This is a genomic window from Nonomuraea roseoviolacea subsp. carminata, from assembly GCF_024172185.1.
Taxonomy (GTDB): Bacteria; Actinomycetota; Actinomycetes; order Streptosporangiales; family Streptosporangiaceae; genus Nonomuraea; species Nonomuraea roseoviolacea.
Window position 1 is genome coordinate 8,014,027 of the sequence record NZ_JAMZEC010000001.1, and the last position, 14,104, is coordinate 8,028,130.

Consider the following 14,104-nt stretch of genomic DNA (forward strand, 5'->3'; position numbering starts at 1 on the left):
CGGGGTCTCAGCTCTCGGACTTGATGACCTCCATGGTCTGGTGGGAGATCACCCGGCTGACTCCGGGGATGGTGACGAGCCGGGTCATCTGGAAGACGGAGTAGGCGTCCGCGTCGGCGACGGCGACCCGCAGGAAGTAGTCGGGCACGCCGAACACCCGGCGTACCTCGAGGACCTCCTCGAACGAGGCGACCGTCGCCTCGAACTGCCGCAGGGTGGTGACGTCGGTGACGGCGACCTCGACGGACACGATCACCTCCGTCTTGCGCCCCAGGGCCGCCGGGTCGACGACCGCCCGGTAGCCGGAGATGACCCCCCGCTCCTCCAGTCGCTTCACCCGCCGCAGGCACGGCGGGGGCGTCAGCCCCACCCGGGACGCGAGGTCGACGTTCGACAGCCGCCCGTCGCGGCGGAGATGAAACAAAATGTCGCGATCAATGGCATCTAGCGCATCATTATTACTCACACGCGTCATATTACGTGGAAAGAGGAAATCGGATAATACATCCCTTGAATTAAAATTGCCGAGAGAAAGGGGCCGGGCGGCCGGTCTTCGGCCGCGGGTCCGACCGTGAGGGGAGACACCGATGAGCGCCCGATCCGAGCTGGTCGACGCATGGCTGGAGCCGCGAGCCGAGGAGATGACGGACTTCCTCGCCCGCCTCGTCGCCGAGCCGACCGAGAACCCGCCCGGGGTGGGGCTGGGCCGGTGCGCGCGGCTGCTGGCCGAGGAGATGCGCCGCCTCGGCCTGGAGCCGGAACTGATCGAGATCACCGGCCCGCACACCCTGGAGGAGCCCTCCATCGTGCGCGGCAGCGCCGGCGCGGGCGCCAGGCTGCTGTACTTCCACGGCCACTACGACGTGGTGCCGGTCCAGAACCGCGGGCAGTTCACCCTGCGACGTCAGGACGGCAGGCTGATCGGCCGGGGGACGGCCGACATGAAGGGCGGCATCGTCAGCATGCTCTACGGGGCGGCGGCCGCCAAGGACCTGGGACTCGTCCGTGACGGCCGGATCGTGATCCACCTCGTCCCGGACGAGGAGACCGGCAGCGTCGCCGGCGCGGGGCACCTGCGCGACCACGGCCTCATCGACCCGTCGGCGCTGGCGATGGTGACCGGAGAGCCCAGCGGCGGCACCATCTGGAACGCCGCGCGGGGCGCCATCAGCCTCAAGGTCGGCTTCGAGGGCCGGGAGGCGCACGTCGGGCAGGCCACGTTCGGCACCAACACCTTCGCCCACATGGTCCACGTGGCCCGGCCGCTGCTGGCCTACGCCGAGGAGATGGCCGGCCGGCCCACCGGCCACCCCATGGACCCCGCCGACCCGAAGGGGTCGATGGTCGTCGTCGGCGGGCTGTGCGGCGGCGGGTCGAACTTCAACGTCGTGCCCGCCGACGCCTGGTTCACCGTCGACGGCAGGTTCAACCCCGAGGAGGACCTGGACGCCGAACTGGACCGGATGACCACGATCATCCGCGACGCGGCGGCCGAGGCAGGCGCGAAGGTCACCATCGAGGTCACCCAGTTCCAGCCGCCCGCCGGGACCCCGGCCGACCACCCGGCGGGGCTCGCGCTGGCGCGCTGCGTCGGCGAGGTCCGCGACCGGCCGGCCACCTTCGAGATGTGCGGCGGCATCCTGGAGACCCGCTGGTACGACCAGCTCGGCATCCCCGCCTTCGGGTTCGGCGCCGGCCGCCTGGACGTCTCCCACGGCCCGCACGAGTACGTCGACGAGCGGGAGCTGTTCCGGGTCGCCGCCGTCTACGCCCTCTACGCGGCCGAGCTCCTCGGGTGAGACGACCGGCGCGTCACCCGGTCCCGCCGGCCCCAGCCGCGCACGACGTCCCCAGGACACTTGATCTTTCAAGGACAGGTGCCCACCATCGGAAGGGTGAGGATGAACCTGATCAGTCGCCTCATCGAGCGCAGGCTGGAGCTTCCCCCGCCGCTGACCCGCGACCTCGCCGTCCGGCGTGACCTGCGCGTGCCGATGCGTGACGGCGTCGAGCTGCTGGCCGACCGGTGGGCGCCGCGCGCCGGGGGAGAGGCGCTGCCGACCGCGCTGATCCGCTGCCCGTACGGCAGGCGCGGGCTGCTCGCCCAGGTCCTGGCCAGGCCGCTGGCCGAACGCGGCTACCAGGTGCTGATCCAGAGCACCCGCGGCGGCTTCGGCTCCGGCGGCGCGTTCGACCCGCTGCGGCAGGAGCGCGAGGACGGCCTGGCGACGCTGGACTGGCTGATCGCGCAGCCGTGGTCCGGCGGCTCGATCGTGCTGGTCGGCATGAGCTACCTGGGCTACGTCCAGTGGGCGGTGGCCGACCGGCTGCCGCCGCAGGTCAAGGCCATGATCCCGCAGGTGAGCGAGTCGGCCCTGACGCTGGAGTTCCTGCGCGAGGACGGGCTGTCGCTGGAGACGCCGTTCGAGTGGGGCGCGCTGATCGCCGTCCAGGAACGCCGCGGCGCGCTGCTCCGCCGGCCGTTCCAGACGCGCAGGGTGCGGCGCGCGCTGTCCACGCTCCCGCTGAACCGGGCCGACGTCGTCGCCGTCGGCCGGCGCTCGGCCTACATCCAGGACGTCCTCGCCCGCCCCGCCGGCGACCCGCGCTGGGCCGGCCTCGACCACCGGCACCGGGTGGCCGCGACGAGCGTGCCGGTCAGCTCGATCGCCGGCTGGTACGACATCTTCCTGCCCGGCCAGCTCCGCGACTTCCGCGCCCTCCAGGAGGCGGGCCGGCCGGCCCGGCTGACGGTCGGGCCGTGGACGCACGCGTCGTTCACGAACACCGCGGTGATCGAGGCCGTCGAGTTCGGGCTCGCCTGCGCGCGCGGCGAGCGGCCACCCGAACGCGCGCCCGTCCGCCTGTACGTGACGGGCGAGGAGACGTGGCGGGACTTCTCCTCCTGGCCGCCGGACGGCTACCCCGAGCGGCGCCTCCACCTCCAGCCGGACGGCGGCCTGTCCGCCGCTCCGCCGCCGGGGTCGGAGCCCGACCGGTACCGCTACGACCCGGCCGACCCGACGCCGGCGGTCGGCGGCGTGCGCATGTCCGGCGGCGGCCGCGCCGACAACACCGCCCTGGAGGCCCGGGCGGACGTGCTCACCTACACCACCGAGGTGCTCGACGCGGACGTCGAGGTGGTCGGCGAGATCGGCGCCGAGATCTGGTTCCGCTCCAGCCTGGCCCACGCCGACGTCTTCGTCCGGCTCTGCGACGTCGGCCCGGACGGCCGCTCGGTCAACGTGTGCGACGGCCTGACGAGCCTGTCCGGCGCCACCACGCTCACCCGCGCCGGTGTCCGGCTCTGGCCGGCCGCCCACCGCTTCCGGCGCGGCCACCGCATCCGGGTGCAGGTCTCCAGCGGCGCCTTCCCCCGTTACGCCCGCAATCCCGGCACGGGCGAGCCGCACGCCACCGCCACCACCCTCCGGGCCGCCGACCAGGCCGTCCACCACGACCCCGGGCACCCGTCCGCGGTGATCCTGCCTGCCGGGGACATCGCGCCCTGACGCGGTCAGTCCAGCGGTTGACCGCGATCATACGGACGACGCGGAGGTGGTCACGCCGTTGTCAAGGCGTGAGGCGCCACAGATGCACTCGCTCTCCGGGCCCGTTGGTGACGACCACATGAGCGCCCGTCGCCAAGGCGTGGTCCTTCACGCCCCGGATGCGTGGGGAGAGCGGTTCGCGCGCAGTCAGGTCCCACAGCTGCGAGTCCTCATCCGGGGAGAACGACACGAGCACGACGCTTCTTCCGTGGACGGTCGTCACCGTCCCGTCGTGGAGCCGCGAGCTGAACGCCTCGTCGCGAGGCTCGACCCGCAGCGGCGGCGCCAGGTCGCGACCGGTGCGCGCGTCCAGGACGCGGACAATCTTCTGGCCGGATGCGAAGACGGCGGGCGCGCATCCGAACAACCCCAGCCCCGCGATGGAGAAGTCCATCCCTGGTGGGACGTCCTCCTCCGGTGAGACGACGGTGAAGGAGGAGAGCCGGCGCCGACCCGCCACATCCCAGATCCTGACCTTTCCCGGCCGCTGCCCTGGGTCCCATGCGGCGAACACGGCGCGCCCGTCGATCAGCGACAGAGCCGACGCCGACTCCTTGGCCCCGGGGTCGAACGTGTCGATCAATCGCCGGGTCCGCAGGTCCCACGTGTACAGGACGTTGCCGCTGGAGGCTGTGACCAGAGGCTGACCGTCCCGTTGCACGAGCACCAGCCTGTCCACCGACTGTGCGTGCCGGAGGGGCAGCCGCCCCACCTCGGTCGAGGTCCTGAGATCCCAGATCCTGATGCCGCCCTGCTCGCCGGCCACCGCCACGGGGACGCCGCCCAGATCGGCCGTCACCAGCGAGGTGAGTCCCACCTGGTCCGCCTGGGGGCTCCGCCCCATCATGGGAGCGCCGGTAAGCCTGCCCGTGCTCGCGTCCCAGGTCCGCACTACGCCCCTCTCCTCACCCGTCACGACCACCGGCTCGCCGCCGACCTGGGCAACCGCTGCGAACTGCACACCGTCGACCGGCCCCCCGGGAGTGGGGCCGCCGATCTGCCGCCGGGAGGACAGGTCCCACAGCCGGACCGTGTTGTCGCCGCTGCCGCTGAGCAGCACGGGCCGCCCGTCCAGCCGCCCGGCCGCCAGAGCGGTGATCTCTCCGTCGTGGCCCCGCAGGGGTCCGAGACGTTCGCCGGTCGTCGCGTCGAACAGGTCGATGGAGTTGGGCGACGATCTGTGCTCGTCACGCCGGGAGCCACCGGCCGCGAGCGTCAGGCGGCCGTCGACATCGGTGACGGCTATGGAACGGTAGCTCCCTCCCTCCCTTCGCGCGTCTCCCTCAACCCTCAGCACGGTCTTCGGATCCTGCTCGCGGCTCAGGTCCCAGCGGTCGACCCGGGTCTCGCCGTGTGAGGCCCAGAGGAGGGGCTTGCCCGCGATCTGGCGGATGACCAGCCCGTCGGGATGGGCGTCCTCCTCCTCCCAGTCATCGAGGAAGAGATCCCGGTCGATCCTGCGACGGGACGTGAGGTCCCACAGGTCCAGCTCGGCCTGGCTGTACGACCCGCCGCCGGAGACCAGGACCGGGCGGCCGTCGAGCTGCCCGACGGCCATCATGTCCGCGCCGGGGATAGGGAGCGTTTCCAGCAGGGCGCGAGTGCGCGGGTCGACGACGCGGACGGTGCTCCCGTGGCTGACGAACAGCGCCTCGATCCCGCGGAAGGTGCCGACCGCGTAGGCCGTCTCCTTCGGGAAGCGCATCAGTACGCGGCGGCTGGTCAGATCCCACAGCCGTCCACCGTAGGTCCCCTCGGTGACAACCCCGGTCCGGCCTCCTCCCAGATCCACCGCGGTGGCCGCGGTGCCCTCCAGCGGCTCGGCCACGGGCTGCAACCCTGGCAGGCTCCAGAACCGGACGGTGCCCTCTTCGCCCGCGGAGATGGCGATCGGCTCGCCCTTCAGCCTGCCGAACGCCACGGAAGTGACGTCGGTGTGACCACCGGCGTCCAGGTATGCGGGACCGGTGAGCTCGATCTCGCCTCCGGCCGCGGGGCACGGGCCGGGGGCCGCCCACGGATCCCGCGCGGGCTCTGAGGCGCCGGAGCAAGCCGCGACTGCCGCACACAAGCATGCCAGGGCCCATCGATTGATCATCTTCACCGCTGTTAGACGCGGCCGCGTCGGCAGCAGTTGCCTGGTCCCCATGAACGTGGACGCGGGCTGTCCTGTACCGGTCGTTGAGTGCGGCGGCGAAGGCGCGGTCGCGTGGACCGGGCGGGCGGTGGCGCGGCGCCCCGCGAGGACGCCGCGCCGTACCGCTGTGAACCGCTACACGTGCCGCTTGGCGTACACCCCCGCGGCGAGGGCCACGCCGAGGGCGGCGAGCACGACCTGGATGATCAGCTCGATCCAGTCGATCCCCTTGGTCGCGGCGACGCCCAGCGCGCCGGCGATGGCGGTGCCGATGAGCGCCGCGACGATGCCGATCACGATGGTGAGCCAGATGGGGATGTTCTGGCGGCCCGGTACGACGAGCCGCCCGACGATTCCGATGATGAGCCCGATGATGAGGGCGGAGATGATGCCGGTGACCTCCACGCTGCACGCTCCCGTCAGTCGCTGCAGGTCTCGCCGAGGCCCTGAACATACCCCGGCACCTTGTGTGCTTCCCCGGCGCGGAACCCGGAAACCGCCTCGTACCCGCACATTCCGCTCACCGGCTCCCGGAGGGCCGGTGCGGACGTCAGCGGGCGCTCCACCTGATCTCGTACGGCTGGAGCGAGACCTGCCGGCCGTCCACGGTCGCGGAGACCGGCGCGTCCGCCGTGTTGACCATGAGCAGCTCGCGCGGCTGCGCCAGCACGCGGACCCGGGGGTCGGAGGAGGCGACGGCCTCCAGTTCGGCCCCCGCCGGGAACCAGCGGGCGAACTCGGCGACCAGTGTCCCGCTGGGCTGCGGCTCGCCCGTGCGGGGAGCCCACATGCAGCCCACGCAGGGGCCGTCCTTGGCCTGCGGGTTCCAGTACAGGGCGGTGGCGACGCCGGCGCGCGCGAGCTCCATCATCGAGACGGCCTGCACCGCCAGCCGCCTGGGCTCGTCCCAGGTGGTGCCGTCCTCCGGCACGAAGTACCACTCCGACCACCAGACGGGCAGGTCGCCGGTCCGCTCGCGCAGCCACGCGGTGACCGCGCCGAACTTGCCCAGGGCGCCGAACTCGTCCGGCCGCAGCTCGTGGGTCTCGGTGGGGGAGGCGCCGTCCACGACGACGAAGTCGGCGCCCTTCTTGTGCTTGAACCAGTAGTCGAAGGCGTCGAGCGCGTTCTGGTTGACCACGCCCCAGGGGCCGCGCAGCTCCGACGCGCCCTCGCTGTCGCTGTCGAACCCGATGTACGGCCCGCCGACCTGGGCGTCCGGCCGGGCCGCCTTCACCGCCGCGTACACCTTGTTGTAGAGCTCGGTGTAGCCCTTGAAGTCGGCGGGCTTGGAGTGGTCCCGCCAGAAGCCCTTGAGCTCGTTCCACACCATGAAGTACTTCACGTCGGTGTAGCGGGTGGCGACGGCGGCGGCGAGCCGGGCGAAGTCGTCGTAGTGCTCCGGGTACGGGGCGTCCTCCAGGTGCTGCTTCCAGGCCGACTCCTCGGTCGGGCCCTCGGGGCCGCCCTTCATCCAGTCGGGGGCGCAGCACAGCGTGAGGACCGGCGTGGCGCCGGACTCGCGCATGAGGCCGAGCCGGCTGTCGAGGTCCTCCCAGAAGAACTCGCCGGGTCGCGGCTCGGGGTTGAGCGCGCCGAAGCCCATGATGTGCTGGTTCTGCAGCATCGGGGTACGGGCCAGCGTCCCGGCGACCGTCCGCTCGAAGTCGGGGGTGACGTTGTTGGCGCTGACGCCGGTGTGGGTGAAGCCCCAGCGCGGCCAGCCGGCGTCCACGGGCGGGGGTTCGGCGATGGCGCCGTGCTCGGGCGGCGGGGCGGCGGACGCCCGCCCGGCCGGGGGCGTGCCGCCGGTGGCGCCGCCCGTGCCGCCGCCGGGGGAGCAGCTCGCCAGGGCGAGGGCCACCGCCATGACCGCCGCCACCACGAGCGGCCTCCGTCCGGGACGCCGGCGTGCCGCCGGCGGGAGGAAACCCGATGTCACCTGATCCCCATCCGATCCTCGGTCGATGCAGGGATGTAGCGTTCCATGCCGGGCGTAAGGCCGTCGTATCGCGGGCCCGGTTCACAGCCAATCGTTATCACCGGGCGTGAGGGGGCGAATCTACGACGTAAAGGCTGGCGGTACGGCTCAGCTGGGCAACACCGTCCATTCGAGCTCGCCGGCGACCACCTCGGGCTTCCAGTAGCCGATGGCTCGGCCCTTCTCCAGGGCGTCGGCGGTGGCCTTCAGCAGGGTGTGGTAGGAGCGGACGCGGACACCGCCGGGGGTGAAGTCCATGGTGCCCTCGTTGTCGGTGTCGCCGACGTCGTGCCGCACGGAGTCGACGACGAGGTGGTTGCCGGTTCCGTCGGAGCCGACGGGGAGCATGCGCCCGTCCCACCATTCCGAGCGCGGGTCCGACTCCTCGCCGCCGTAGTCCTGGCCGTCGACGTCGCAGAGGCCGCGCCAGGTGTCGAGCATCTCCCGGACGCTGAGGCTGGTGTTGCCGAGGAAGCCGAAACCCCAGGTGTCCTTCGAGGTGACGGCCCCGTCGTGCCGCAGGAGCGAGGCGCGCAGGTCGGCGGGCAGGCGCCGGCCCATCCGGGCCTCGACCGCCGCGACCGTGGCGGGCTCGGCGGGCCCGGCGAGCGTCCGATGGCTCTTCGGGGCGTGGGTCTTCAGCCATCGCTCGATGCGCCGCCACTGCCGGTGGACCGCCCGGGTGACTTTCGCGTCCGGCGCGAGCGCGGGGAGCGCACGGCTCCCGGGGTGGCAGTCCGGGTCGGGAGCCGTCCACGACTCCGGGTCCGGCTCCACCGGGCCGGATGCCGTCCCTCCTTCACGCAGCTCCGCGAACAGGCAGTCGGCGCCGGGCGGGTCCGTGGAGCAGGGCTTGTCCTGGGAGAGGCCCGGCTGCTTGGAGAAGACCGCCGACTCCACGAGCTGGCCGCCGCCGGCGACCAGGCAGAGCGCCAGGGCGACGGCGGCCCAGCGGATCAGGCGGCGGCGGGTGGCCGCGTCCAGCGGCTCCCTGGCGGGGCGGTCGTGGCCGCCCTGGAGGAACGCCGGGATTGTGGGCGGCCCTGCGGCGGCGTAGCGGGCGAGGTCCTCGGCGGTGGGCGTGCCGAGGACCGGGGCCGGGGGCCACCGGTCCACCGGCCGGCCGGCGGGGGGCGCGGGCTCGGCGGGCGCGTGCTCGTGCTCGTGCCGTACGGGAGCGGGGAGCGCCGGGCGGCGGCGGGAACGGACGATCAGGACGATCGCCGCCGCGACCGCGACCGCCGCGAGGGCGAGCCCCACCCTCCGAGAGATGATCATTCGCCGCACGCCCGGCAGCGTACCCCGGATCGGGCTCCAGCGTGATCACGCTTCCCCGGGCTCCCGGCGGAGCCTCACGCGGCGGCGCGGTCGCGCTGGAACAGCCGGACCCCGGCGACCGCCAGCGGCAGGAACAGCAGGGTGAACGCGGCACCCACCACATAGGTGAGCTGGACGGGGATGACCGTCATCCCGGCGAACGCGGCGAGGTAGACGGCGGTCAGCCACCAGCCGGCGACCCCCGCCCGCGCCAGCCCGGCCGACAGCGCCAGCAGCCCGAGGAAGGCGAGCATCTCGGTGCCGCTCCACAGCGGCATGAACGCCGAGCCGTCCACCGTGTCGGAGATGCGGACGGCCACGTCGAGCGGAAGCTGCCGCCCGGTGACCATCCGCCACCAGTCGTCGCGCACGGCGCCGGAGACGTTCAGCAGGCCGATCACGGTGGCCAGCGCGCCGAACAGGGTGAGCCAGGCGCCCTTGCGGCCGCGCACCAGGCCGGGCACGGCCAGGGCGCCGAGGGCCCCGGCGAGGAGGCCGTAGTGCAGCAGCATGGCCGACAGCTCGGTCGGGAACGTGTCGCGGGCCAGCGAGGTGATGTAGTCGGCCGCCGAGTCCGACGCCTGCGGCGGGCAGGCCATCATCCCGGCGAGCATGAGCGCGGGCCCGGCGACGAGGGCGCCGGCGGCCACGCGCCGCAGCACGCGGGCCGGGCGTCCGGTGTCGCCCGGCGCGCCGGCGTCGCCGTTCGCGGGGCTGGTCGAGGCGCCGTTCGCATGGCTGTGCGTGGGGTTGTTCGCGGGGCCGGTGGGGTTCGCGGCGGGGGAGAAGGCGGTCATGTCGTACCTCCGGTGAGGGGTGGCGTCTCGTTGACGTGGACCACTGTCGCGTCGGGGCCGTGCGCGGCGCGTCCGCCGTTTCGCACCGTCGTCCCTCGGCGTCCCGGCGGACGGCGGAGCGGCCGGGTCCCCCTCATGGCGGACCCGCGGGGCGGGACGGGTCCGCCGCCCGGCGGAGCCGCCGGGCGGCGGCCCTGGTTACGATCGGTGGCCATGACGACGAGACGGCTGCCCGACCCCCGCCTGATACCGCTGGTGTTCGGGCCGGTCATCGGGGTGCTGGCGGTGCTGGAGACGCGGCTGGACGACGGGTTCGGCGCGGCGGCGACGGCCACCTGGGTGACGGGGGTGCTGCTGGCCGCCGGTGTGGTGCTGGCGGCCTGGGCCCCGCTGGCGGGCGCGGTGGCGGCGGCGGTGTGCCTGCCGCTGAGCGTGGTCGTCTTCGACGGCCCCGGCATGGGCGGGGCGGGCATGATCGGGCTGATCGGCGTGGTGGCGTGGGTGGGGTGGCGGGAGCCGCCGCGTCGCTCGGCCGTCGCGCTGGGCGTGGCGGCCGTGTCGTTCACCGTCGTGTCGATCGCGGCCGGCGGCTCGGCGTGGGAGCTGTTCTTCGTGCCGGCCGTGCTGCTGCCGGGCTGGTCGATGGGGCTGCTGGCGCGGCGCAGCGGCGAGCGGGCGGTGCGCCTGGCCGAGCTGGCGGCGGCGCTGGACGCCGAGCGGGAGGCGAACGCGCAGGCGGCCGTCGCGCAGGAGCGCACGCGCATCGCGCGCGAGGTGCACGACGCGGTGGCCCACTCGGTGAGCGTGATGACGCTCCAGCTCGGCGGGCTGCGGCGGCTGCTGGCGGACCGGCCGGCCGAGCAGGAGGTCGTGGCCGGGCTGGAACGGCTGGGCCGGCAGACGGTGGAGGAGATGCGCGGCCTGGTCGGCATCCTGCGCGAGCGGGTGGACGGCGGCGAGACGGCGCCGGTGCCGTCGCTGGAGCGGGTCGAGGAGCTGGTCGGGGACGTGCGGGCCGCCGGGCTGCCGGTGCGGCTGGACGTCGCGGCGGACCTGCCCCGGCTGCCCCCGGTGCTGGATCTGACCGCGTACCGGGTGCTGCAGGAGGCGCTGACGAACGTGCTGCGGCACGCCGGGGCGGCGCCCACGACCGTCGTGCTCGGCCGCGAGGGTCAGGCGCTGCTGCTGGAGGTGCGCAACGATCCCGCCCCCGGGAGCGCCCCGGCGGCGGGCCGGCCCGCGATCCCGTCGCCGGGCGGGACGGCGGGCGGGACGGCGTCCGTGACGGCGGGCGCGGCGGCGGGCCGGACAGCGGGCGGTGGCCACGGCCTGGTCGGCATGCGGGAGCGGCTGGCGATGGTGCAGGGCACGCTGCGGACGGGCCCCGAGCCGGACGGCGGCTTCGCCGTGCGGGCCCGCTTCCCGCTGCCCAGGACGTGGGAGAGGACGACGGCGTGACGGTCTCGGTGGTGCTGGTCGACGACGAGGCGATGGTCCGCGTCGGGCTGCGCATGGTGCTGAGCGGGGAGCCGGACATCGAGGTCGTCGGCGAGGCGTCCGACGGGCTGGAGGCGCTGGACCTGGTCGCCCGGACGCGTCCCGACGTGGTGCTGATGGACGTGCGGATGCCGCGCATGGACGGGCTGGCCGCGGCGCGCCGCCTGGTGGCGGAGCATCCGGGCAGCAAGGTCGTGGTGCTGACCACGTTCGACGAGGACGAGCACGTGGCGGCGGCCCTGCGGGCCGGGGTCAGCGGGTTCCTGCTGAAGGTGTCGCCGCCGGAGCAGCTCGTCGAGGCGGTCAGGACGGTGGCGGCCGGCGGCGGGCTGCTCGACCCGGGGGTCACGCTGCGCGTCATCGCCGCGTTCGCCGGACAACCCGGCAAGGGCGACGCGCCGGACCGTACGGCGGAGCTGGCGTCGCTGACGAGCCGGGAGACGGACGTGCTGCGGCTGCTGGCGCGGGGCCTGACCAACACGCAGATCGCCGCCCGGCTCTACCTGGGGGAGGCGACGGTCAAGACGCATCTGTCGCGGGTGCTGATGAAGCTGGGGCTGACCAGCCGGGTGCAGGCCGTGGTGTTCGCCTACGAGAGCGGGCTGGTGCGTCCCGGGGAAACCGCTGGAGGCGGGGACGATTCTGGAGTATGCAGGACACCGTGACCGACGACCTGGACGTGGACGCCTTCACCTCGGCGATCGAGAACTTCAACCGCTTCTACATCCGGCTGCCGGTGCTGGAGAAGCTGTCGTTCACGACGCTGTCGGTGCTGGACACCCTCGCGTTCGCCGACGGGCCGATGCGGCTGACCGAGCTGACCAGGACGGAGCAGGTCAGCCAGCCGGCCGTCACGCAGCTCGTCACCCGTCTGGAGCGCGACGGGCTCGTGGAGCGCCGCCCCGACCCGCGTGACGGACGCGCCGTGCTGGTGCACATCACCGAGGCGGGCCGGCGGATCGGCCGGGCGCGGCACGAGGACCGTACCCGCCACCTGCTGCCGCTCGTCGCCCGGCTCACCCCCGAACAGCGGCGGGCCATCGCGGGGGCGCTGCCGGCGCTGACCCGGCTCGCCGAGCTGGGGCGGGGCGAGGCGGCGGGGGAGGGGTGACGGCGCACCGCCGGCCGGAGGCGGCGCCGGAGCTGGTCGCCCGGGCGCGGGAGGCGTTCGGATGGGGCGCGGACGTGGTGGTGACGGCGGGGCCGCGCGGCGCGCTCGGGCAGATCTGGCGGGTGGAGACCGGCGGGGCGCGCTACGCGCTGAAGGAGATCTTCGCCGAGCCGCCGTCGGTGGCGCTGGTGGAGGCGGAGCTGGACTTCACGCGGCGCGCGGCGGGAGCGGGCGTGCGGATGCCGGCGGCCCTTCCCGACCGCGCCGGACGGCACCTGCTGCCGGCGCCCGGCGGGGGATGGCTGCGCCTGTACGAGTGGGTGGACCTGCGGCCGGTGGATCCGGCGGACCGGGCGACGCCCGGCGAGCTGGGGGCGTTACTGGCGCGCCTGCACCGGTGCGCGCCGGCGACGGCCGCCGAGGCGGGTGGCGGGCGGCCCGACCCCTGGTACGACCGGGTGCCCGCGCCCGGGGCGTGGGAGCCGGTGGCGGCGTCGGACGCGGAGTGGGCGAAGCGGCTGGCCGGGCGGCTGGCCGGGCTGCCGGAGCTGGCCGCGGCGGTGGCGCCGGCCGACCCGGCGGCCCTCGTCGTGTGCCACCGCGACCTGCACCCGGAGAACGTGCTGGCCGGCCCCGGGGGCGCTCTGGTGGTCGTGGACTGGGACAACCTGGGTCCGGCCGCGCCGGCGCGTGAGCTGGCCCAGGCGTTGTTCGACTGGTTCTGCGACGGGCCGGGCCCGGACCTCGGCGCGATGCGCCGCATGTACGACGCGTACGTGCGCGAGGGCGGGCCCGGGCGGATCACCGGGCCGGCCGACTTCTCGATGCTGGTGGCGTCCCGGCTGAACTTCCTGCTGACGCAGGCCGGTGTCGCGCTCGACCCGGAGGCCGAGCCGCGGCACCGCGCCTGGGCCGAGCGGGAGATCGACCAGATGCTGCGCCTCCTGCCGGACCCGCGGTGGCTGGCCGAGACGCTGCACCTGCTGCGCGGCCGAGGCCGGGAGACGTAGTGGGCTCGGCGCCGAGGTCAGGCGACGGAGCCGTACGGGGGCTGGGCGTCGAGGTCAGGCGACGGAGCCGTAGAGGGGCTTGCCGGCCCACTCGTAGGTGACGTAGACGACGCCCGCTCCGGTGGTGGACGAACCGGTCAGCCGCAGCCCGGCCGGAGCGGTGCCCTCGGCGAACAGCCGCTTGCCCTCGCCGAGGACGACGGGGAAGACGAGCAGCCGGTACTCGTCGACCAGCTCGGCCCGCTGCAGGGTGCGGATGAGGTCGCTGCTGCCCTGGACGAGGATCACACCGTCGGTGTCGCGCTTGAGGTCGGCGACGGTCTGGGCGGCGTCGCCCACGAGGACGTGGGTGTTGTTCCACGTGGCGTCCATGGGGGTCCGTGTGGTGACGTACTTGGGCATGCCGTTGATCGTGGCGCCGCCCTCCTCGTCGGGCACGCCGGGCCAGTACGAGGCCAGGATCTCGTAGGAGCGGCGGCCGAGCAGCATGCTCGCGGCCTGGTCGAGCTGCTTGCCCATGATGCGGCCGAACCCCTCGTCCACGTGCGGGGGCAGCCAGCCGCCGTGCGGGAAGTCGTTGGAGTCGTCCTCGCCGGGGCCGCCGGGCCCCTGCATGACACCGTCCAGCGACACGAACGTCGATACCACCAGCCTGCCGGCCATCTGTCACTCCCTCGGTCGTGTTGCGTCGTTGTGCCTTCAG

General features: G+C 74.0%; 13 protein-coding genes. 6 read left to right on the top strand and 7 right to left on the bottom strand.

The window, feature by feature from the left end; genetic code table 11:
• Positions 1-7: 7 nt before the first annotated feature.
• On the bottom strand, positions 8-475 hold the full coding sequence (locus HD595_RS37160) for an Lrp/AsnC family transcriptional regulator (RefSeq protein ID WP_301309699.1): 468 nt from the start codon (positions 473-475) through the stop codon (positions 8-10).
• Positions 476-587: 112 nt separating this feature from the next.
• Between HD595_RS37160 and HD595_RS37165 the strand changes: the two genes are divergently transcribed.
• Both HD595_RS37165 and HD595_RS37170 read left to right on the top strand, forming a co-directional pair.
• Complete coding sequence (locus HD595_RS37165; RefSeq protein WP_253777509.1) at positions 588-1,799, top strand: M20/M25/M40 family metallo-hydrolase; 1,212 nt, start codon at positions 588-590, stop codon at positions 1,797-1,799.
• Positions 1,800-1,901: 102 nt separating this feature from the next.
• A complete protein-coding gene (locus HD595_RS37170; RefSeq protein WP_253777511.1) occupies positions 1,902-3,512 on the top strand; it encodes a CocE/NonD family hydrolase in 1,611 nt (536 codons plus the stop codon).
• A 61-nt stretch (positions 3,513-3,573) separates the two neighbouring features.
• Here the strand turns inward: HD595_RS37170 and HD595_RS37175 are convergent, their stop codons facing one another.
• The 5 genes from HD595_RS37175 to HD595_RS37195 form a co-directional block, all read right to left on the bottom strand.
• The gene (locus HD595_RS37175) at positions 3,574-5,472 is read right to left on the bottom strand and encodes a WD40 repeat domain-containing protein (RefSeq protein WP_253777513.1); all 1,899 of its coding nucleotides are present in this window, start codon (positions 5,470-5,472) and stop codon (positions 3,574-3,576) included.
• A gap of 351 nt (positions 5,473-5,823) precedes the next feature.
• Positions 5,824-6,093 carry a GlsB/YeaQ/YmgE family stress response membrane protein gene (locus tag HD595_RS37180; protein ID WP_253777515.1) on the bottom strand — a complete coding sequence of 90 codons (270 nt, stop codon included), beginning with the start codon at positions 6,091-6,093 and terminating at the stop codon, positions 5,824-5,826.
• 145 nt (positions 6,094-6,238) lie between these two features.
• A complete protein-coding gene (locus HD595_RS37185) occupies positions 6,239-7,573 on the bottom strand; it encodes a GH39 family glycosyl hydrolase (protein ID WP_253777517.1) in 1,335 nt (444 codons plus the stop codon).
• A gap of 204 nt (positions 7,574-7,777) precedes the next feature.
• Positions 7,778-8,947 carry an SMI1/KNR4 family protein gene (locus HD595_RS37190; RefSeq protein WP_253781433.1) on the bottom strand — a complete coding sequence of 390 codons (1,170 nt, stop codon included), beginning with the start codon at positions 8,945-8,947 and terminating at the stop codon, positions 7,778-7,780.
• A 74-nt stretch (positions 8,948-9,021) separates the two neighbouring features.
• On the bottom strand, positions 9,022-9,783 hold the full coding sequence (locus tag HD595_RS37195; RefSeq protein WP_253777519.1) for a hypothetical protein: 762 nt from the start codon (positions 9,781-9,783) through the stop codon (positions 9,022-9,024).
• A 213-nt stretch (positions 9,784-9,996) separates the two neighbouring features.
• On the opposite strand from HD595_RS37195, the gene HD595_RS37200 reads away from it, so the two are divergent.
• The 4 genes from HD595_RS37200 to HD595_RS37215 are packed head-to-tail and all read left to right on the top strand — an operon-like array spanning position 9,997 to position 13,401.
• Positions 9,997-11,241 (top strand): sensor histidine kinase, encoded by a 1,245-nt coding sequence (locus HD595_RS37200; RefSeq protein WP_253777520.1) that lies wholly within the window; start codon positions 9,997-9,999, stop codon positions 11,239-11,241.
• Entirely contained in the window at positions 11,238-11,945 is a 708-nt protein-coding gene (locus tag HD595_RS37205) for a response regulator (RefSeq protein WP_253777522.1), read from the top strand. The genes HD595_RS37200 and HD595_RS37205 overlap by 4 nt, the downstream gene beginning before the upstream one ends.
• On the top strand, positions 11,930-12,391 hold the full coding sequence (locus tag HD595_RS37210; protein ID WP_253777524.1) for a MarR family winged helix-turn-helix transcriptional regulator: 462 nt from the start codon (positions 11,930-11,932) through the stop codon (positions 12,389-12,391). The genes HD595_RS37205 and HD595_RS37210 overlap by 16 nt, the downstream gene beginning before the upstream one ends.
• On the top strand, positions 12,388-13,401 hold the full coding sequence (locus HD595_RS37215; protein WP_253777526.1) for a phosphotransferase enzyme family protein: 1,014 nt from the start codon (positions 12,388-12,390) through the stop codon (positions 13,399-13,401). Before HD595_RS37210 ends, HD595_RS37215 begins: the two co-directional genes overlap by 4 nt.
• A 54-nt stretch (positions 13,402-13,455) precedes the next feature.
• Here the strand turns inward: HD595_RS37215 and HD595_RS37220 are convergent, their stop codons facing one another.
• Positions 13,456-14,064: a dihydrofolate reductase family protein gene (locus HD595_RS37220; RefSeq protein ID WP_253777528.1), complete on the bottom strand. Its 609-nt coding sequence runs from the start codon at positions 14,062-14,064 to the stop codon at positions 13,456-13,458.
• Positions 14,065-14,104: the final 40 nt, after the last annotated feature.

Excerpts from the sequence above, each read along its gene's own strand:
- HD595_RS37160 (WP_301309699.1), bottom strand. The coding sequence starts at position 475 with ATGACGCGTGTGAGTAATAATGATGCGCTAGATGCCATTGATCGCGAC.
- HD595_RS37165 (WP_253777509.1), top strand. The coding sequence starts at position 588 with ATGAGCGCCCGATCCGAGCTGGTCGACGCATGGCTGGAGCCGCGAGCC.
- HD595_RS37170 (WP_253777511.1), top strand. The coding sequence starts at position 1,902 with ATGAACCTGATCAGTCGCCTCATCGAGCGCAGGCTGGAGCTTCCCCCG.
- HD595_RS37190 (WP_253781433.1), bottom strand. The coding sequence starts at position 8,947 with ATGATCATCTCTCGGAGGGTGGGGCTCGCCCTCGCGGCGGTCGCGGTC.
- HD595_RS37195 (WP_253777519.1), bottom strand. The coding sequence starts at position 9,783 with ATGACCGCCTTCTCCCCCGCCGCGAACCCCACCGGCCCCGCGAACAAC.
- HD595_RS37200 (WP_253777520.1), top strand. The coding sequence starts at position 9,997 with ATGACGACGAGACGGCTGCCCGACCCCCGCCTGATACCGCTGGTGTTC.
- HD595_RS37210 (WP_253777524.1), top strand. The coding sequence starts at position 11,930 with ATGCAGGACACCGTGACCGACGACCTGGACGTGGACGCCTTCACCTCG.
- HD595_RS37220 (WP_253777528.1), bottom strand. The coding sequence starts at position 14,064 with ATGGCCGGCAGGCTGGTGGTATCGACGTTCGTGTCGCTGGACGGTGTC.